The organism is Streptomyces sp. NPDC018263 (genome assembly GCF_055562575.1).
This window is the reverse complement of record NZ_JBVHFA010000003.1, coordinates 142233-161121: the sequence shown is the minus strand read 5'-3', so window position 1 is coordinate 161121 and position 18889 is coordinate 142233. Positions and strand designations below refer to the sequence as shown.

Genomic DNA, 18889 nt, shown 5'->3' with positions numbered 1-18889 from the left:
GGACCCACCGGATGCCGCCCGGGAGCCGACTGCGGAAGTCGGCCCCCGGCCGGCACCCGAAAGCGCGCCCCCAAACGCGTCAGGGGCCCGACCCGCTAAGCGGATCAGGCCCCTGACCTGGTACTTCACTGTCGGGGTGGCGGGATTTGAACCCACGACCTCTTCGTCCCGAATGAGGTTCGGTCAAGGTCGTCACCGGGCGGTTTGCTGTTTTACCTGGTCAGGGCGTTGGGATGAGGTGGTCTCGGGTGGTGTCGGAGGGGCTTGGGGAGCGGGTTGGCTCCCAGATGGCTCCCAGCGGAGTGACGGCCTTGTGCAAGTCGAGGTTCAGCGCAATGTGGGCTGGTATCGGCACACCACACTCGCCATGCTCGCCCATATGTTCCTTACGGTGACGGCCATGCAGGAATGCAACATAGGGAGTCTCGAGGTTGGCACCTCGACCTCTTAGGTCTCACATCAACCGAGATCCGTCGTCTTCTGGCAGTTCAACCCCTCACAGCGCTGCACGCCGCGCCTACGCAGGCGGGGTGTGACTCGGTCGGGATGTGCAACTGATCATCAACCTGGGCGAAGCGTGTCAGCTCTAGCCGGCTCGCCAGCCGGACGGCTGACATTAAGGCTTGCCCTATGTCCGTTGTCGGAGGGGCGTGCGACGATGAGGGCATGGGAGACAACGACACTGCCAAGGCGGTCGCGGTCCCACTCCTCTGGGTGGGCCTAGACGACCAGCCCGTGCTCAGCACCAACCAGGTGCTCACTCAGTTCGACAGTGATCACGTCTACCTTGCCTTCGGAACTGCGACACCGCCGCTGCTCATGGGGCACGATGAGGCTACGGTGCGGGAGCAAGCGATGAAGCTGAGCTACGTGCCTGTGCGTAGCGTAGCCAGGCTCGCTATCTCCCGCCGGCACCTCGGAGAGCTGATCGAAGTTCTCCAGAACACGGCGGACAGGTTCGATGCACAAGGGGGGGAATGATGACTTCAACGTATGCGGTACGACTGGACTCCAGGGTCAGCACGAGTAACGACTCGGTGCAAGTGACAGGATCTGGTAACGCCATTAATCCGCGGGCGCATCTGATCGCTGTAATTCCCGAAGTTGTCGAGGTTGACTATGCTGCTGGTGCGGAGATCCTTGACCGCGCCGCTCGCCGCAAACTTGGTATCTCCGGTGAAGAGTTCATGACTCGATGGGATGCAGGGGAGTACGAGGGAGCAGAAGAGAATGTGAAGGCTGAGGAAGTGGCTATGCTGCTCCCCTTTGCGCGTCCAGATGAGGGCAATGCCCGGTAGGAATCCACATCAAGCTATCGAGGCATTCCTGGAGCCTTTGCGTGCATCTGCCGCATGCCTGACCAGGAATCAGTGGGTTTGCAGCCCAATCAAAGGTCAGGCTGTCGGTGAAGTGCACTCGGTAGCCCTAAACCGAGGCGAGCCCGTGACCCTTCGGGGTGCGGATGTGAAGCTTCAGCTTGAGGCTTCAATCAAGTTTTCCGTTGTCAAGCAGAGTGAGGACAAGTTCGGGAGGCCCGTCGGGTCGAGTGATCGCTACAAGGTCTCTACGCGTGGCTATATGTATACGGTCATGGACCAAGGCGACGCAGAGCTGATTGCGTGGCACTGGCATCCCGGTGGGAAGAGTGATGTCGAGTTCCCTCATGAGCACATTGGAACCGCAGTGCTTAATCCGAGTGTCCCCCTGAAGCGAAAGGATCACTTTCGCACAGGGCGAATGACGTTCGAAAGTGTCGTTTTCAATCTCTTTCAGCTCGGAATCACACCTCTGAATCTCAATTACCTCGACATACTTGAGATGAATCAGGCGGCTTTCGATAAATGGAAGACATGGGGGTAGAAGGGGAGAGTGGGTTCCAGGCGGGTGGAATCCAGTCTTTCTCTCTCCATTCCCACTTCACCTGCGACCGATGCCGACTGTGTATACGTCGCTGAGTGCTTCGAAAGTAAGAAAGTCCTCGGCTGGCGATGCATGGCTGAGGGCCTGTGATCTGGCCGCCGTCCTCTCGTCCCGAATGAAGTTGGGTCAGGGTTGTTACCGGGTGGTTTGCTGTTTTGCCTGGGCAGGGCGCCGGGGTGGGGTGGTCTTGAAGGGGCTTGGGGAGCGGCCTAACTCCCGGAGGGCTCTCAGTTCCGCTGTCTTTGGCGCACCTCAGCCACGCAGCGCGGCTACCGCGGCTGTTAGCGCTTGAAGGATGTTCACCACGGATGCCACCGCTCCGACGGCCAGGCCGAGGTCTTCGAGGTTCTCCGTCAGACGACGTTGGTCCGGGCTCGGGCTCTCCAGTTCTTCGCCGATACGGGCGGCGGTGCGGCGGGCCAGATCGGGATTGCTCAGTTCCGTCGCGTGTTCTTCCAGGGCGGAGGTCAGTTCGTCCAGTCTTGCCTGTGCTGCCGCCAGGTGGTGGGCGGTCTCCGGTGCGGTACCGCTGATGTGGACTTGGCGTTGGTCTCCGCCGACCCGCCCTGTGTTGATCTGGTTACCGCTGCCAGTGATGTGCATGCCGCCGCTCGTGTCGCGTCGCCCTCGCCAGGTGCCCATCGTCATCCTTTCGCCGTCGCATCGTCGGTCGGGTTCGCCTGTGTCTGATTGCCGTGCAAGGTGCCGGTGTTCACCTGATTGTGGTCGCCGTTGATGAAGACCTTGGTGACGAACTGCTCCGCCTGCCGCCTGAAGTCGCCGGTAAACACCCCGTGGTCGTCGAGGAATGCGCTGACCGTGCTGAACATGCGGGACTGGAGGATGGAGATGTGCCGACGGGCGTCTTCGATCTGGTGCATGTCCTCCGGCTCGACGAGCGCACAGTGCTCGCGCAGGCTGACCGGGCTGTCGTCATCCCGGGCCGCCTCGTCCAGAGCGATTGCCACTTGTTGGCGCATGGCACGTCCGAGTACGCCGGGCACGAGGCTGCTCAGTGCGCGGATGAGGATGCCGTACGACCGATGCGCCAGGGCAACCGCGTCGCCGAGGGCGTGGATAGGCGCGAGCAGGATGTTCCAGATCAGCGCCCGACCCTCGGCGGGTACGGCGCGGACTTCCTTTCTGAGCGGGGCAAGGACTTGAGGGCGGGTGACGAAATGCAGCGTCTTGCCCTCCAACGCCGCGTGAGCGAATACCGTGACGACGATCTGACCTTCCCAACCGACGACTTGGGCAGCCAGATAACGGCGCGAGAGGTGCCCCGAAGGGGCCTGCCTGCCTTGGACGATCATCTCCCGGGCTTCCGGCCACGGTGCAGATCGAGTCATTCCTGGGCTGACTACTCCCGGATCCTTCTTCGGGTGGTCGGGTACGCGTGGCAGGCTCTTCCATCGGGACTGCGGCACCGCGAGTGTCTCGAAGACGTCGCAGGTGGGCAGGGCGTGTGTCTCGACGAGGACACCGCAGAGCCGTTCCAGCTCGTCACGCACCTTGTCGAGCAACTCATCTGCTTCGAACTTGCGAATGCCGTCTTGGTTCCCGTCACCTACGTTTTCAGGATCTGTCTTGCTGCCAGACCCCGTGCTGTCGCTGCCGCCCTCGGTACCTTCGCCGTCAGCTGCTCGACGGGCAGGCGTGAGCTGAATGCGTGGCCCACCTGAGCCCCAGGCGTCGAGGCCGGCACCTACGAAGCGGTGCGCCCCGTTCTTTTCCTTCAGGTACGGGGTGCTTTGCCAGCGCTCGGCCTTCTCGCATTGAGCGATCCTCGCTTTTGCGCGCGGGGCGAGCCGGGGGCTTCGTGTGATCCTCTCGCGTGACGGTCTCAGGGACGACACGTAGCCCAGGGCCACCCAGCCGTCCACTGTATAGACGGCTGCGATCAGTAGTGTCAGCCAAACTCCGGCCGAAACCGCGTCCTGCACGACGGCCTTGAGTAGGAACGAGTGGGACTTCATCTGAGTCCAGGCTAAGAAGGCGCCCGCCACCAGGACGGCCATGGAGACCAGTGAGCTGACACCCCAGCGGAGCAGGGAGCTGAAGCGGCCGGCGGCGACGAATTGGTACAGGAGTGCCGTCGCCATCAATGCGCCCGTCCCCCATGGGTGACGCACCGCGATCAGCACGACGACTCCTGCGAGGAGGAGGCTGCGTATCCGCTGCTGGCGGTGCGCTGCGACGCTGTGAGTGAGGACCGGGGCCAGACCGAATCCGAATGAGGGGGCTGGTCGCGTGCGTGTGTTGAGCACGTTGTCCAGCGCCCACTTGGCGAGTTTCTCGCCGGCGATGTCAGGCAGTTGCCGGATCTCCCGCTGGCGCCGCCCCAGGGTGCGGTCCTGCCAGCGTCCGATCAGATCCCGTGCCTGTCCGATGCGGTCGACGCGTGCATGCATGATGCCCGCCAGTTGGCGAGTCACTGCATTCGCGTCGGGTACGTCATTGCGCTCGGCGTAGGTGGTGCGCCACGGCCAGTAGCCACTGGTGGGCCTCAGGCCGTCCGGGGCTGCCTGCACAGGGACGCCTGGGAAGGAGTCCGAAGGGCCGGTTTTCGTCATGCCGTTGCTGGATGAATCGTCCAGCGGTGAGACCCGCCACGGCGGCATGGACATACACCACCTCCCCCCGGAAGCCCCGCCCTTGAGCGGGCATCCTGCCCATGTGTCACGCGGATAACCAGGGTTTACGGCGAGACTGAAACCTGTTCGGCCGTGCCATGGCGGGATGCGCTTAGCGGACTGACTCCTGGTCTCCCAGGTGAGGGACATGATCAACCGTGATCGCGCTGTGTCCAGTACTCAGCGATGTTGGCTTGATCCATGTGGAGGCAAACTTCCTGGCGGTGGGGCCAGAGGCTACATCCTCAGTTGAAGGCGAGTGCGCGGAAGGCGTTGCGGACTTCGGCGAGAGGCTGGCGGTCGCGGGTGTAGAAGAGTTTGTTGGTCAGCAGCACCGCCCATCGACGCTGCCGAGGTGAGATCCACATGCCGGTCCCGGTGAAGCCGTAGTGGACCCAGATGTCGTCGCCGGGGCGCGTGCCGGGGGCGGGGTGCCAAAACAGGCCACGTGCGGGTTCCAGGAGACCGGTCTGAACGGTAAGTGATTCCGCGATCCAGGCAGGGCCGAATCCGGGCTGTCCAAGCATGGTGGCGGTGCCCAGCATGTGGCGCAGGAATACGGCGACGTCGTCCCGGACGGTGAAGGAGCCAGCGATGCCACACACTCCGCCAAGGAGCCTGGCGGAAAAGTCGTGCGCGACGCCCTTGAGGTGGGTGTCGGTGTCCTGGTCGAGTTCGGTCGGGGCACAGCGGGCCACGATTGCATCGGGCAGCGGACCGAAGCGGGTGGAGTTCATCCCCAGTGGTTGCCAGACGCGGGCGGTGGCCAGCTGGTCCAGGGGTTGACCGGAGAGGTGTTCGGCAAGGTAGCCGAGGATGAGGGCGGCCCGGTCGGTATATTCCACGGCCTCGCCGGGGCACCGGTGTAGTTGCTCGCGCAATACACTGCGGCGGATGTCGTCCCCATCGGTGCCATAGAGGTTCTTCAGCTGCGCCCGCAAGGGGAGGCCAGCCGTGTGCGTCAGCAGTTGCCGCGCGGTAACTGCTCCAAGCGGATAACCGGTGACCTCGCCCCAGAAGCCGCCAAGCGGCTGGTCCAGGTCGAGGGCACCGTCTTCCCACAGAGCGCCGATGGTTGACCAAACGGCGAGGATCTTGGTGAGGCTGGCGGCGTCGAAGACGGTGTCGGCGTGCATCGGCACGTCCGGCTCGTCAGGATCGAGGACACCAGCGGTGCCTTGGGCGCGGATGCCATCGGCGTCGCCGACGGCCCACACGGCGCCGGGGTACACCTTGTCGCGGACGCCCTCGTCGAGCAGGGCTTCGATGCGGTCGATGTCGTACGTCATGGTCTCCCTCTTCGCCGGGGCATCCCGCCGGCCAGCGTAGTGACGTTCACGGAGCGGACCGGGCAGCGGCGCGGTGGACCGCTCGGAGGGTCGTTCAGGCGAGTTGGCGGCCGAGCTCGGTCAGAGACCGTGCGGTCTCCGAGAGTGGGTAGCGCGCGGCGTTCGCGTAGCCCGCTTGCCGCAGGGCGGGCAACAGGCCGGGGGAGGTGCGCAGCCGGTCGAGGTCACGGGCCAGGGCGGCAGAGTGGGTGAAGTCGGTGGCAACGCCGGAGGCGGCGAGGGCTTCGCTGAGGCCGGGAACGGGTTGGTAGAGGACGGGCAGACCACACGCTTGGGCCTCCAGTGCGACCAGGCCCATGGCCTCCAGGGTGGTTGACGGCATGACCAGTACGTCGTGCTCGGTGAACGCTCTCCACAACTGTGGGCGGCGGAGCCAGCCGAGGTAACGGGCCCCTACACCGGCCCGTTGCAACAGCGGGGCCTGGGCATGGAACTGGGCTCTGGGCGCGGCGATGCTCAGCTCGACACCTGGCACGCGGGCCAGGCTTTTGACCAGGGCCTCGACACCTTTCTCGGCGGTCAGCCGTCCTGCGTACAGCAGGCGTAGGTGGCTGGAGGACCTGCGGACGGGTCGGGTCAGCGGATCGGTGAGCAGGTGGTCGGGGATGCCCCAGGGGATGTGGGTGATCTTCCGGTGGTCGATCCGTGGGGCGAGCTTGAGGAGGTGGTCGGCCATTGCCCCCGTCGGAACGACGATCGCGTCGGCCGCCCTGGCGGTCTCGCGGAGGACCTGGAGTTGGTCGCGGTGGGCCTCGGCGAAGATCAGGTCCGTGCCGTGGACCAAGGCGATGCGGGGATGCAGGGGGAGCGCCCGAATCAGGGCGGGGGTAGCACCGAAGGCGAGGTGCTGCAGATGGAGTACACCGATCTGGGCCGGGTCGATCGCCATCGCGAGAGCCCTGCGAAGGGCAGCGACATAGCGGCCGAAGGCGGAACCCTCCAGGCACTTCCCCGGCACGGCCAGCAGGTCGAGCCCGGCCGGGAGACGGTGTCTCGGAGTCGACGAGCCCAGCATGAATGCGCGTGCGGGGATGAGGGGGCGGTCGCCCGTGTAGAGGTCGAGGAAGAGTTCGACGCTGCCGCCAGGGCTTCCGACGGGCAGGTCCAGGAAGGTGGCGGCCAGTGGTCCGGTGGCCGAGCGGGAGCTCACAGAACACCTCCAGGAATCTCTTCGTAGAGGCGGGAGATGCCGATGCCTTCCGTCGACGCGTACTTGGAGTGCTGCTGCTGGTAGCTGGCCGAGGCGCCGAAGGCCGTGAGGAAGACGAGCTTTCCAAAGGTCATCCCCGGATAGACGCGCACGGGCCGGGCGGCACGGATTTCCAGGGTCCAGCGGATGGCGTGGCCCTGGTGTCCGAGCGGGGCTGAGACGTGGACCCAGATGCCGAGGGCGCCGATGGTGCGGTCGCCGTTGAGCATCTGTGCGTACGTCTCCGAACCGGTCTTCTCCAGCGTGACGCCGAGATAGAGCGTCTCGGGCTGTAGCACCAGGCCGTTGACCGGGATGGGTTGCTCGACGAATGCGGTAGGGGTGGCAGCGTCGAGGTCACCGTCGCAGACGCGGAGTGTGTCGCCGAGACGCCAGTCGTAGGCGTTCGGGGAGAGCAGGGCGGGGTCGTACGGCTCGATGGTGATCTCGCCGATCCGGACGGCGGCGGCGATTGCGGGGCCGGTGAGGATCACAAGACCACCGTCCGAGGTTTTGTACGGTCGCGCCAGTAGGCCGACGGCCGGGGACCATTGGCTGCCTGGTACTTGCCGCGGTAGAGGTCGACGGCGCCGGTGGAGAGGAAGAACATGATCTGCCCGATCTTCATGCCCGCGTAGACGCGTAACGGGCGGATCGGGGAGAGCATCAGCGTCCACTGGCCGTGAAAGCCGATGTCACCGATCGGGGCGGTGATCTCGACGAACAGGCCCAGTCGGCCGACCGAGGAGCGGCCGAACAGCAGCGGCACGAAGGTGTCGGAGCCGACGTGTTCGACCGTGTGGCCGAGGTAGAGCTCGCCGGGCTGGAGTACGTAACCGCCTTGGCCGATCTCGACCTCGTGGGTGGGGTTGGGGCGGTGGGCGTCGATCTCGGCGGCGGTGTAGGTCAGCAGCGTCGGACCGAGACGGACGTTGTAGCTGTTGGGGTTGACCTGGTCCGGCTCGAAGGGGTTGATGACCAGCCGGCCGTCATGGGTCGCGGCGGTGATCTCGGGTCCGGTGAGGATCATTGTTCGCCTCCTTCGATGAGGTCGGCAGTCGAGGGGAAGGGCGTGGCGAGGACGCTTCGTGCGGCCTGCCCCAGACGCAGTCCGGCTTGATGCGTGCGTCCGCCGAGGTAGCTGTCGGCGAGGTAGTTGGTGGTCAGCACGCTGCGTATCGCGGACGGCAGAGGCTCGGGCGTGATGACCAGCGGACCGACGCGCTCGGTGAGGCGGTAGAGCAGCTTGTCGTGGCCCTGGGCGTACTCGTCGGGGAGGAAGGCGTGGACGAGCTGGTTGTCGAAGGGTTCGATGGACAGCAGGTCGCCGAGGGTCAGGATGTGGCCGAGCGGGGTGGAACGCAGGGCGGTCTCGTTGAGGATGACCGCGCCCGCGCCGAGACCGGAGTGCAGTCGGCCGGCGATCTCGGCCAGGAGGCGGCGTCGGTCCAACGGGGCGTTGCGATAGGGCTCGTTCACTGTGCCGAGTGGGCTCGTCAGTGTCCGTGCCACGAGGCTGATCTCTGCATGTAGTGCGGTGAGGCCCTCGGGGATCGCGACCGAGTCCGGGAAGACGGACGCGCGGGCGCCCCAGCCGCTGCCGACGGGCTCCGCGGTGGCGTATCCGAGGCCGAGTTCGTGGCCCTTTACGACGAGGGTGTCGCCGATGTGCACGGGGCCGTAGGTGTCGCTGTGACAGTGGCCCGAGAAGATGACGTTCGCGAACGGGCACGCGGCGGCGAGCTTCAGGTCCTCGTCGAAGCCGGAGTGGGACAACACGATCCAGGCGTCGGTGCAGTGGTGGTACTCCAGCATCAACTTCCGCAGGGCCTGGGCCGGATCGGTGACCTGATGACCTACGCGTTGGTCAACGGGAACCGCGTTGAATGCCTGCGGTCCGATCACTGCGGTGATGGCGACTCGGCGGCCACCGATGCGTTTGACGCGTACGCGGTCGAAGAGGGACCTGCCGTTCTCGTCGATCGCATTGGCGCACACGGTCATCTCGTGCAGCGCCGGTTCGAAGTAGTGCGGCCAGCCGTGGTTTCCCGGTGCGAGCAGGTCGTACAGGCTGGTGAGGACCCGGCGCTCGATTCGGCCCTTGCCGAAGCGGTAGAAGCCGCTGCCTTCGAAGAAGTCACCGCAGTCCACGATCAGGCTGTCGGCCCTGCTGGCGTGGAGGTGGGCGAGCATCGCTGCGGCCGAGCTGAAGGAGGAATGCACGTCGGTCGTGGCGATGATCCGCCGGAGCTGTCGGCTCACGGGGTGACCTCGCAGATGTCGGCGCCGAGGGCGTGCAGCTTGGTGGGCAGGTCGGCATGGCCGCGCCGGAGCTGTTCGAGGCCGCCGAGCGTGGTGACACCGCGGGCGGTGAGGCCGGCGATGAGCAGGGCGGAGCCCGTGCGGATGTCGGTGGCCTCCACCCCCGCGCCGGCCAGTTGCTGCGGGCCGGTGAAGCGGCACTCGGTGGGCGAGACCTCGTGGATCTCGGCACCCAGGCGGGCGAGTTGCGGCAAGAGGTTGCCGTGGCGGCCCGGGTTGATGGTGTCAGCGAACAGATGGGTACCGGGGCGGGTGAGGGCAAACGCCATCAGCGGAGGTTCGAAGTCGGCGTCCAGACCGCCGGGTGACAGGGAGGCGATGGCTCGCAGCGGCTTGTCGGCGGGGCGGGCGTCCTGGGCCTGCACGGTGAGCATGCCGTCCTCGGTGTCGGCGGGTACGCCGAGCGATCGCAGGGCGGCGACCAGAGGAGCGACGTCATCGCCGCGTACACCGCAGATGCGCGCGTCGCCGCCGGTCGCCGCGACCGCACAGGCCAGCGTTCCGGCCTCGACCTTGTCGCCAGGAACTCTCCAGGTGATGGTCTCGGTGGGGGCGGCCGGGTGCGGCGCGAGCGTCAGGACGGATTCGCTGACCCGGCACTCCCATCCGGCCATCTGCAACGCTTCGACGATGCTGAGCACTTCCGGTGACAGGTTGGGCTGGCCAAGACGCAGCGGCCGTCCGGCTACAGCCGCACGCAGGAGAGCAGCGATGCTCGCGCCCCGAGAGCGGAAGGGCAGCATGATCGAGACTGTTCCGCTCTGGGCTGATGCTGCCTCCACGAGGTAGCCGTGGTCGTCGACGGTCACGCGGTCACCGAAGCGCTCGTAGACCGTGAAGTGCTGCTCCATCCCGCGCTCCCCGATGCGGCAACCGCCCGGCCAGGGAAGTCGGGCCCGCCCGTACGCGCCCAGCAGTGCGGGTACGAGGTAGTACGAGGCCCGGATGCGGGCGGCGGTATCGGCATCAGGGCCCGACTGGATTCTGTCGCTCGGCAGAATCACCACGGTGTGTGGATCGCTGATGGGGCGGGCCGTGTGCCACCCGGCCTGCTGAAGCAGGGTGAGCATGGTCTCGACGTCGGTGTTCCTCGGAACGTTCCCCACGTGCACCGGCCGGTGCATGGCCGCGGCGGCAGCCAGCAGGGGCAATGCCGCGTTCTTGGACCCGTCGACGCCGACGGAACCGGTGAGCGGGCTGCCGGGCCGGATGGCGACTACTTCGGCTGCGACTGGGGGAATCCGTACGGCTGTCAACAGTCAACTCCTCTGCAAGGGAAAGCGTTGGGAGAGCTGAGGCGGTGCGCTGACCTCGAACTCGGCCCAGCAGCGTTTGCCTCGTGGCACCTGATCGAATCCGTGGCGATCCGCGAGCGCGGCGACGAGGAACAGGCCCCGTCCTCCTTCCTCGTCCGTGTCGGGCAGACCGACCTGCGGGAGGTCAGGACTCGTGTCTGTCACCTCGATCAGCAGACGCACGTCGCTCAGGCGCGCGCCGGCCGAGATCGACCCGTGTCCCGCGTGCCGCACCGCGTTCGTGATCAGCTCGGCGGCCACCAGCTCTGTCGTGTCCAGGAGTTCGGGCCCCAGGAACGCATTCCAGGTCCGTATGGCGCCCGCGAGCTGCTGCCGTGCGGCCGTAGCTGCAGCAGGTGTGCCGGAGACAGGGAAACGGACTTGGTGTACTTCCATGAGTGACCTCCTGGATCGGTGCGGCTCCTCCACGCAACCGCGCCAGGCACAAGCGGAGCCACACCGGATGCCGTGGCTGCATCACTTATGCAGGAGCTGCATCACGGTCAATCGCCCCTCGGCTACGCTCGGTTGAACGGGCAGGATCGGCGACGGCAGGAGGAGCCGTGGCACAGATGGCCGAGGGGCAGAACGAGGCGAGACGGATCGGCGAAGTGATCCGTCGGGCGCGCGTGTTACAGCGGCGCTCGCAGAAAGACGTCGCATCCGCACTGGGGTATCACCAGTCGAAGGTGAGCCGCCTGGAGAGTGGCCGGGGTACCGACGATGTCCGCATGCTGCGTGAGGTCGCGCAGGCGCTGAACATCCCGCTACACCACCTTGGCCTCGCTGCCGCGCCGAATACCAGCACCTCGGACCTTGAGGCAGAGGACATGCACCGCCGTACCCTTCTTGCCGCAGGCGTCGCCGCGCTCGCGGTTCCGACTTCGCCCGCCGCAACGCATCACGACCTGGTTCGGGTCTTGCTGCCCGGTACGAGCCCAACGGCCACGGGCCAAGACTTGGACATCAACGGGCTGCGTGATCGGACACGGACCGTACGGCGGCTGTTCTGCACGTGCGACTACACGGAGTTGGAACGCACCCTGCCCGGGCTGATCGCCGACCTGCGCCATGCAGTCGGCGGCTCATCCGGCACGGCCGAGGCGTCCGGGCTGCTCGCGACCGCGTACCAGACGTCAGTGAGCCTCTTACTGAAGCGAGCCGATCAGGGCAATGCCTGGCTCGCGGCCGGTCGCGCCATGGCCGAGGCGGAACGCTCCGGGGACCCCGTCGTCCTCGCCGCCAGCGTCCGCGTTCACGCCCACGTCCTCATCCGCGAGAAGCACACCCCACAAGCGGTGAACATCATCCGCCATACCGCTGACCAGCTCACCGGCGCCTACGACCAGCGGTCGTCGCGCTACCTGGCAGCGGTCGGCCTGTTGCTGCTCCGAGGCGCGACCGCAGCCAGCAGGAACGGCGACCGCGACACCACCGAGGACTTCCTCACCGAAGCCCGAGAGGTGGCTCGCTACGTCGCCTTCGACCGGCCCGACGCCTGGGCGAACTTCAGCCCCACCAATGTCGCCCTCCATCAGGTCAGCGCGGCCGTGTCCTTCGGCGACGCAGGCATCGCCCTGGCAGCAGCCCAGCCGCTCATGCGCCGGCACATCCCGGTCCCCGAGCGCCGTGCCGCCCTGTGGGTCGACGCCGCCCGCGCCTACAGCCAGCAGGGCCGTCTCGCCGATGGCTACCAGGCGCTGCGCATCGCCGAGAGCTGCGCGGCCCAGGACATCCGCCGCCCCGCTGTCCGGGAGCTGGTCGCCGACATGGCCGCGCGCGACCGCCGCCGTACCCTGCCCGCACTTCACCACTTCAGCCGTCAACTGGGAGTCCCCGCGTGAGCGAGCAGCCCAACCAGCAGACCAAGAAGCCGTTTCTGTACGTCGTCGTATGCGCGGCCGGAGTCGCTGGCGACGTCGGCAAGCTGATCACGGCCGCGCAGGAGTCGGATTGGGACGTCGGCGTCATCGCCACCCCGCAGGGCCTGGGCTTCTTGGACGCGGCGGCCATCGAGACCCAGACCGGCTACCCGATCCGCTCGGCGTGGCGCTCCCCCGGCGATCCTCGTCCGCTGCCGCCCGCCGATGCCATCGCGGTGGCCCCGGCCACCTTCAACACGGTCAACAAGTGGGCGGCGGGGATATCCGACACGCTCGCCCTGGGCATCCTGTGCGAGGCGTACGGCTTCGGCATCCCCACCGCCGTCCTGCCGTACGTGAACTCGGCGCAGGCAGCCCATCCCGCTTATGGACAGAGCCTGGCCCGGCTGCGCGAGATGGGCGTCCTGATCGGCTCGTACGAGCCTCACCAGCCGAAGGCCGGCGGCGGGGCCGACCGCTACCGCTGGGAGGAAGCGCTGGAACTGCTCACCCCTAGGTTGTCCGAGCGGGTGTGATCAGCGTCGTCGAACGTGCGGCCCCTGCGGGGGCAGGGCAGATGTTGCCGCTGGTACCGGTTCGCCGGGGCGCCATGCCGCGCTGCGGGCCTGCGCTGCACGGGCACGTGCGCTCGGCGCCGGCCTTGCGCTGAGACGCTGGACGCGCCAGGTCAGGACCCGTGCCGGGTGGCGAGTATCGTCCAGGGCGCGCTGGTCGGCGGCCTGCTGGAGGAGTTGCTCGGGATCGTGTCCTGCGGCATCGGCCTCGGCGAGTGTGGCAGCGAGGGCGTCGAAGGCCGCGTCCTTCAGCACCTGCTCCGCGTGTTCGGGCACGGACCGTCGGATGACGTGGACGTGCCGCTCGACCGCCTGCTGCGGCGGTTGGCGCTGGGCCAGGGCGGCCAGGGGCGCGGCAGCCACCTGGTCGTAGGCCGCCTGGAGGTGGATCACGGCCTGATGGGCGGCTGCGACTTGCTGATCGTGGTGGCGGAGCTGGTGCCAGCGGGTGGCGGCGATGACGACGAGGATCGCGGCGTCGAGGAACATCGCCAGGGCAGCTCCGTCCCTGGGGGCCGTCTCGCGGAGCATGGCTCGTACGGCGCCGCGCAGGGCGCGGGCGTGGTGGTGTTCGGCTCGGATGCGCGAGCGGGTGGCGCGCTCGAATTTGGTGGCCGCCTCTCGGAGCTGAGAGCGGATGGGTGTGGGTGCGAGGAGGGGGAGGGCGTCCAGGGCTTCGCCGAATGCGGCAAGGTGGGCCTGGGCGGCTTCATCGTCGGCCTGGTCGAGGTGGTGGGGGATGCGCTCGGTGGCGGCGGTGGCCTGGTGCCAGGGGTTGGGCCTGCGCCGGCCCGGCTGGTTGATGGGCTGCGTGGCGGTGGCTTCGAGGCGCTCGCGGATCTTGGGGAAGGACAGGTCCGGGGCGAGTTCGGAGCCCGAGAACCAGACGGGCTCGTTGCTGGCGGTGGTGGTGTCTTCGCAGGCGACCTTGTAGCCGCGTACGTCGCCGGAGGGGAAGTGCACGACCTCGACGAGCACTCCGTCGACGTGGCTCAGCAGGTGTACGAACTCCTCGGTGCTGGTGGCAGCGGATACTGCGGTGCGGACAGTGGAGCGCAGACGTTCTCGGGCGGGCTTCTGCTGGCCTTGGCGGTGGGCCTTTTCCTGCTCGGCGCGGGTCGAGCGCTTCGCGGCGGTGCGGTCACCGCGTACGACTTGCCGCAGGCCGTATTCCTTCTCGATGGAGGCGAGTTCGCGGTCGGCGGTGACGTAGTCGTTCCAGTGGCGGGCGGTGCGCAGGTCGCGGCGGACTTTGGTGGCGGCGATGTGGATGTGGTCGGGGGCGTGGCGGACGGCGACCCAGCGGCAGCCGTCCGGGTCGCCTTCCGGCGCGATGCCGGTGGCGGCGACGATCCGGCGGGCGATGTCGGCCCACTCGTCGTCGCTGAGGATGCGGTCTTCGGGTGCGGCGCGTACCGAGCAGTGCCACACGTGTCGCTCGGGAGCGCGGCCGAGCCGTGTGGCCTGCTTGACGTGCAGGTCCAGGTCCGCCACCAAGAGGTTCTTTGTAGCGTCGACGTCCTCGGATCGGTCTGGGTCGGGGGCGAAGTCGTCCCAGGAGGCGACCAGATGCGGGTCTGTGTGGTCCTTGGCCCTCTTCGTGTCGAACAGGTACCGGATGAGGCCGGCGGTTTCCTTGCCGCTTCGGATGTTCGCGATCATCAGGCCGTCTTCTTGGCGGCTGCCTGGTTTGTGGCTGCCGCGATGTGGCGGACGGTGGTGCTGACCACGTCCAGGGTGCGGTCGACCTGGTTCAAGAGGGCGGGGTCCCCAGGGTGTGAATGACCACCCGAGTTGAGCTTCCTGGCGATCTGGTTGATGTTGTGGCCGATCTTGGCGACCTCGCCACGGAGGGCGGTCAGCTCGTCGATGTAGTCGTCGATCGGGGTGCGCTGGCCAGGCAGGGCGAGGTCGCCGTTGACGTGGGCCATGACGACGGCACCCACGTAGTGGGCGCCGGTGATGTTCAGCGACCTCGCCGTGCGGAGGATGTCGGCCTTCTCGTCGACGCTGTAGCGCACGTCGACACGCTCCTTGCGCTGGGTGTCTTTGCGCTGGCGGCGTCGGGCGACGCGGTGCAGCGCGGCGGCGTCGGCGGCTCGCGGCAGCGGAGTGGCGGCAGTGTGGACGGGCTGTTCCTCCTCGGGCACCCCCTGGTGCCCGAGGGCCTCCGCCACCCCTGGGGCGGAGGCTGCTTCGTTGGACCGGCCCTTGGACGGTCCAGCGGCATACCTTGCTGGCTGTGTGGCGGTGGTCGTCATCGCCTGCTGGGTGGTGGGGAGTTCGTCGTGCGGGTCGCGCATGGGGAGTTTCTCCGTGGAGCGTTGGTGGTGCGGGGTGATGTCGGGTGGACTCGTTGCGGGCCGAGCACCCGTCCCCGCGCTGACCTGCGCGGGGACGGGTGGTGCGAGTCGAGTGGGAGGGCGACGGGAGCGGTCGTAGGCTCAGAAGGCGCCAGCAGGGACCTTGGTCAGTTCGGTCTGCTCCTGAGCGGCGGCCTCGTCGAGTTCAGCCTGTAGGGCTTTCTTGATCGTCTCTGCCTCGGCCTTGCCGATGGTGAGGCCCTCGCCGCGGATCGCATCCTCGATGTGGCGGCGTGAGGCGCGACCACCGCGTCCTAGTGGAGCGGTGCGGGCGATGACGAGGAGTTCGGCGGACACCGTGCGGAGCTTCTGGGCTTTCGGCTCGGCAGAAGCCTGTGGGAGCTCCGGCGCGTTGGCGGCGCTTTGCGCCACGACGGCGGAATCCCGAGCCACGTTGATGTTGCCGTCTGCCACTTCCAGAGCGAGTGGGTCCGGGCGATCGGGCTCTCCTTCTACGAGGGCGGCGAGCTGGGCGCCATCGGTGCCGCTGGGGATGTGGGTAGCAGGGGTGCGGCGTACGACGGTGCCCACTTCCTGGGCGCCAGACGTGGGATTGCGGCGGATCACGATGTAGAGATGGACGGCGCCGGCCAGGGCGAGCGGAGCGATGGCGGACAGGACACCGACGGTGATGTCGTCCAGGTGCAGTTTGTCCGGGCGGGTTTGTTGGTTGAGGCGGACCGCGTGCAGGGCGTTGGCCCAGATGCTCGTGGCGGTGGCCAGTCCGACGAGTGCCCACACGTAGAGGCGAGAGAACAGCGGGGCTGTGCGCAGGATGAGCAGGGCGCCGACGCCGATAGCGATGAACCCGTCGATCACGAGCGGGAAGGCATAGGTGAGCAGTCCGCGGATGTGGATGGCGACGGCCATCTGACGGAGTGCGTCGTAGGAGAGGGCGAAGCCGATGGCGCCGAGCAGGGCGATACCGAAGCGGATCGCGGCGCTGCCCGGTATGGCGGAGGGTGCGGTGACGGCGGTGCGAGGAGTCAAGCGGAAGCACTCCATGTGATGGTGGGCGGCGCTCACGGCGCAGGAGGAAGGGGCCGCTGTGAGGTGCGGTGACTCGTACCACCCGTTGCGTGCCTGGTCAGGGCAGGTACGAGAGACATGACGATGTCGGGTCGACCCGTTGCGGGTCGATCACCCGTCCCCGCGCTGACCTGCGCGGGGACGGGTGTGACGGGTCGAGCCGGGTCAGGCTGCTGGTGCTGGTGCTGGTGCTGGTGCTGGTGCTGGTGCTCGTGCTGGTCCTGCGGCCACGCCGGGCTCGGCTGGATTCGCCGTTTCGGCTGCCGGCGCGGGGCAGTAGCGGGCCCAGGCGTCGAGGAACTGGTTTCGGGCGTAGCCCTTGGCCTGGCCGCCGCCGGGGAACCGGTGATTGCCCGGGCGGATGCCGTAGTCCTCCAGCAGAATCCCGAGGCGGCGCGAGGTCAGCCCGGTAGAGCCGTACTCAGCCCATGGCGCTTCCTCGTCGCTGTTGAGCTCTTCGAGTAGACGGCTAGTGCGCAGCGCGGCGGGGTTGCGCTCGGCGGTGAAGACCCGGCGGATGTCGATCAGGATGCGGGTGCGCAGCCCTGTGTCCGCGTCCTTGCCCGACTCGTGGGCGGTCATCACCCGGCAGGCCGTTCGGGCCAGCGTGGGCCAGTCGCCCCCGGCGAGGTCGGCGACGATCACCAAGGGCTCCCAGGTGTCGGCGGCGCGGTCCTCGACCGGCATGCCCGGCTCGGCGTCCATCGCCTCGGTGTGCCGAGGCTGGAGCCAGGCGGTAAGGCGGTCGCGTACGGCGTGCAAGGCGGGGGTGTCCCGCCCTGTGCGGAACGCTGCGACGGTCTCGCCTGGTGCCCGGCGGCGCATCCGGATGACCACCGACCGGTCCATGATCGTGTCGGGGAGGTCACCGATGCCCGCCAGGGCGGCCATGGCGAAGGTCGGGAAGGCGACCGGTGTGTGTTCAGGTCCGGTGACACGCAAGGTGGGCCGGTTGCGCTGGTGGCCGGCGTTCAGCAGGCCGCGCAGGTCCTCGTTGCGCTCAGCCGACTTGACGGTGCCGAACAGCGTGTCGGCCTCGTCGACCAGGAGCGTGGGCGGATCCTCGGCGGTGATCGAGCGGAAGATCGCCGCAGGGCTGGCGTTGACCGTGATCAGGGGTGCGTGCACGGTCTCGGTCACCACGTCGAGCAGCCGCGACTTGCCACACCGCTTGGCCGGGCCGACCACCGCCAGGCGCGGCGCGTGCTGCCACGCGGGCTGCAGATGGGTGGCCGCCACCCACAGGGTTACTGCGGTGAGGGCCTCCTCGCTCGGCATCACGACGAACTGCTTGATCCGGGCCCGCAGGTCATCCAGTACCTGAGCCCCCTCGAACGCAGGCACGCCTTCGGGTTCGTCGTCGCGGGCCGCGTCTGCGGGTGGCGCGGTGTGAGTCGGCTGGCCGGTTGCGTCGGCCGGTGTGCCGTCGGCCTGGAGGGATGGCGTACTCGGCTGAGGTTCGGTCATACTGGGCTTCAGCTCCTCTGCTCGCGGGCCATACGGGACGGCAATCCCGGCCACGCGGGTCGATCGCTAGGGATGGCGGTTGAGAGGTTTGCGCTTGGCCCCCGGTGACAGCCGGGGGCTTTTTGCATGTGGCGCCACATGGGGTGGGCCGCGGGGACTCCTCGGGCTGGTGGGGGTGGGGCTATCAGCATGCCACACGAATTGCCGATTGCAGAAGCCCTATGCGTGATGCAGAAGGATGTTATTGTGGGCACGTTGCTGCATACGGCAGTGACTCGCTACGAACGGAAGGAGGTGGCCGTGGCGGACGAAGACGCCTCGCAGGGCGTACTGCTCAGCGGCGAGGCGAACGTCGCGGTGCGCATCAAGCTCGAGCGCGAGGCGCGCGGCTGGAGCACCAACGCTCTGTCCGACCGCCTGAACGACGCCGGCTTCGACATGAACCCGTCGGCGGTCTGGCGCATCGAGAACGGCAAGCGCCGCATCAACCTCGACGAGGCCATCGGCTTCGCCGAGGTCTTCGGCATCGACCTGCGCAACCTCGTCGGCCCCCCGCAGCTCGCCGCCCAGGCCCGCGCGATGGAGCTCATCGACGCCATCGTGGACGCGTACCGCGGGACCCAGCGCGCCAACGCCGCCTTCACCCAGGCGCGTGACGCCCTGGACGTGTACCTAGTCGAACACCCCGACATCCGCGCGGAAGCGGACGTGATGGTCTCCAACGCCATGGCCGAGGTAGCGACCAAGCATCTGCTGGAGTCGCACGGACCGTCGTCCGCCGAGCAGTGCGAGGACACCGGCTCCTCAGGCGAGGCGTAGCCGCCGACCCTCATTCACCCCGTCCTGGGCCCGCAAACCCCCAGCACGGACACCTCACCACATCCC

18 protein-coding genes and 1 pseudogene are annotated in these 18889 nt (G+C 67.5%); 6 read left to right on the top strand and 13 right to left on the bottom strand.

Annotation, left to right across the window (positions count from 1 at the left end):
• Positions 1 to 307: 307 nt before the first annotated feature.
• From ACZ3HQ_RS09860 to ACZ3HQ_RS09850, 3 genes and pseudogenes are all read left to right on the top strand, one after another.
• Positions 308 to 451 (top strand): annotated as a pseudogene (locus ACZ3HQ_RS09860) (IS701 family transposase); the annotation flags it as partial.
• Positions 452 to 666: 215 nt separating this feature from the next.
• Positions 667 to 981 carry a hypothetical protein gene (locus ACZ3HQ_RS09855; protein ID WP_467509195.1) on the top strand — a complete coding sequence of 105 codons (315 nt, stop codon included), beginning with the start codon at positions 667 to 669 and terminating at the stop codon, positions 979 to 981.
• Entirely contained in the window at positions 978 to 1298 is a 321-nt protein-coding gene (locus ACZ3HQ_RS09850) for a hypothetical protein (RefSeq protein ID WP_467509194.1), read from the top strand. The genes ACZ3HQ_RS09855 and ACZ3HQ_RS09850 overlap by 4 nt, the downstream gene beginning before the upstream one ends.
• 874 nt (positions 1299 to 2172) lie before the next feature.
• Here the strand turns inward: ACZ3HQ_RS09850 and ACZ3HQ_RS09845 are convergent.
• The 9 genes from ACZ3HQ_RS09845 to ACZ3HQ_RS09805 all read right to left on the bottom strand — a co-directional run bounded on the left by ACZ3HQ_RS09845 (position 2173) and on the right by ACZ3HQ_RS09805 (position 11104).
• Complete coding sequence (locus ACZ3HQ_RS09845) at positions 2173 to 2568, bottom strand: hypothetical protein (protein WP_467509193.1); 396 nt, start codon at positions 2566 to 2568, stop codon at positions 2173 to 2175.
• Positions 2565 to 4547 carry a hypothetical protein gene (locus ACZ3HQ_RS09840; RefSeq protein ID WP_467509192.1) on the bottom strand — a complete coding sequence of 661 codons (1983 nt, stop codon included), beginning with the start codon at positions 4545 to 4547 and terminating at the stop codon, positions 2565 to 2567. The genes ACZ3HQ_RS09845 and ACZ3HQ_RS09840 overlap by 4 nt, the downstream gene beginning before the upstream one ends.
• 251 nt (positions 4548 to 4798) lie before the next feature.
• Positions 4799 to 5842, bottom strand: coding sequence for a serine hydrolase domain-containing protein (locus tag ACZ3HQ_RS09835; protein WP_467509191.1), 1044 nt, complete (start codon positions 5840 to 5842; stop codon positions 4799 to 4801).
• A 94-nt stretch (positions 5843 to 5936) separates the two neighbouring features.
• Positions 5937 to 7052, bottom strand: a complete 1116-nt coding sequence (locus tag ACZ3HQ_RS09830; RefSeq protein ID WP_467509190.1) for a glycosyltransferase family 4 protein — start codon at positions 7050 to 7052, stop codon at positions 5937 to 5939.
• Entirely contained in the window at positions 7049 to 7585 is a 537-nt protein-coding gene (locus ACZ3HQ_RS09825) for a dCTP deaminase (protein WP_467509189.1), read from the bottom strand. The genes ACZ3HQ_RS09830 and ACZ3HQ_RS09825 overlap by 4 nt, the downstream gene beginning before the upstream one ends.
• Entirely contained in the window at positions 7582 to 8121 is a 540-nt protein-coding gene (gene dcd, locus ACZ3HQ_RS09820) for a dCTP deaminase (RefSeq protein WP_467509188.1), read from the bottom strand. The genes ACZ3HQ_RS09825 and dcd overlap by 4 nt, the downstream gene beginning before the upstream one ends.
• On the bottom strand, positions 8118 to 9353 hold the full coding sequence (locus ACZ3HQ_RS09815; protein ID WP_467509187.1) for a metallophosphoesterase: 1236 nt from the start codon (positions 9351 to 9353) through the stop codon (positions 8118 to 8120). The genes dcd and ACZ3HQ_RS09815 overlap by 4 nt, the downstream gene beginning before the upstream one ends.
• Positions 9350 to 10669, bottom strand: coding sequence for a UDP-N-acetylglucosamine 1-carboxyvinyltransferase (locus tag ACZ3HQ_RS09810; protein ID WP_467509186.1), 1320 nt, complete (start codon positions 10667 to 10669; stop codon positions 9350 to 9352). Before ACZ3HQ_RS09810 ends, ACZ3HQ_RS09815 begins: the two co-directional genes overlap by 4 nt.
• A gap of 3 nt (positions 10670 to 10672) precedes the next feature.
• A complete protein-coding gene (locus ACZ3HQ_RS09805) occupies positions 10673 to 11104 on the bottom strand; it encodes an ATP-binding protein (protein WP_467509185.1) in 432 nt (143 codons plus the stop codon).
• A gap of 176 nt (positions 11105 to 11280) precedes the next feature.
• Between ACZ3HQ_RS09805 and ACZ3HQ_RS09800 the strand changes: the two genes are divergently transcribed.
• Both ACZ3HQ_RS09800 and ACZ3HQ_RS09795 read left to right on the top strand, forming a co-directional pair.
• Positions 11281 to 12552, top strand: a complete 1272-nt coding sequence (locus ACZ3HQ_RS09800; protein ID WP_467509999.1) for a helix-turn-helix domain-containing protein — start codon at positions 11281 to 11283, stop codon at positions 12550 to 12552.
• On the top strand, positions 12549 to 13106 hold the full coding sequence (locus tag ACZ3HQ_RS09795; RefSeq protein ID WP_467509184.1) for a flavoprotein: 558 nt from the start codon (positions 12549 to 12551) through the stop codon (positions 13104 to 13106). Before ACZ3HQ_RS09800 ends, ACZ3HQ_RS09795 begins: the two co-directional genes overlap by 4 nt.
• Here ACZ3HQ_RS09795 and ACZ3HQ_RS09790 read toward each other — a convergent pair whose 3' ends face one another.
• From ACZ3HQ_RS09790 to ACZ3HQ_RS09775, 4 genes are all read right to left on the bottom strand, one after another.
• Positions 13107 to 14807, bottom strand: coding sequence for a relaxase/mobilization nuclease domain-containing protein (locus ACZ3HQ_RS09790; RefSeq protein WP_467509183.1), 1701 nt, complete (start codon positions 14805 to 14807; stop codon positions 13107 to 13109).
• A complete protein-coding gene (mobC, locus tag ACZ3HQ_RS09785; RefSeq protein WP_467509182.1) occupies positions 14807 to 15448 on the bottom strand; it encodes a plasmid mobilization relaxosome protein MobC in 642 nt (213 codons plus the stop codon). The genes ACZ3HQ_RS09790 and mobC overlap by 1 nt, the downstream gene beginning before the upstream one ends.
• Positions 15449 to 15589: 141 nt before the next feature.
• Entirely contained in the window at positions 15590 to 16513 is a 924-nt protein-coding gene (locus ACZ3HQ_RS09780) for a DUF2637 domain-containing protein (protein ID WP_467509997.1), read from the bottom strand.
• A 189-nt stretch (positions 16514 to 16702) separates the two neighbouring features.
• Positions 16703 to 18004 (bottom strand): DUF3631 domain-containing protein, encoded by a 1302-nt coding sequence (locus ACZ3HQ_RS09775; protein WP_467509181.1) that lies wholly within the window; start codon positions 18002 to 18004, stop codon positions 16703 to 16705.
• 300 nt (positions 18005 to 18304) lie between these two features.
• Here ACZ3HQ_RS09775 and ACZ3HQ_RS09770 point away from each other — a divergent pair, with 300 nt between their 5' ends.
• Positions 18305 to 18823 carry a helix-turn-helix domain-containing protein gene (locus ACZ3HQ_RS09770; RefSeq protein ID WP_467509180.1) on the top strand — a complete coding sequence of 173 codons (519 nt, stop codon included), beginning with the start codon at positions 18305 to 18307 and terminating at the stop codon, positions 18821 to 18823.
• Positions 18824 to 18889 lie beyond the last annotated feature (66 nt).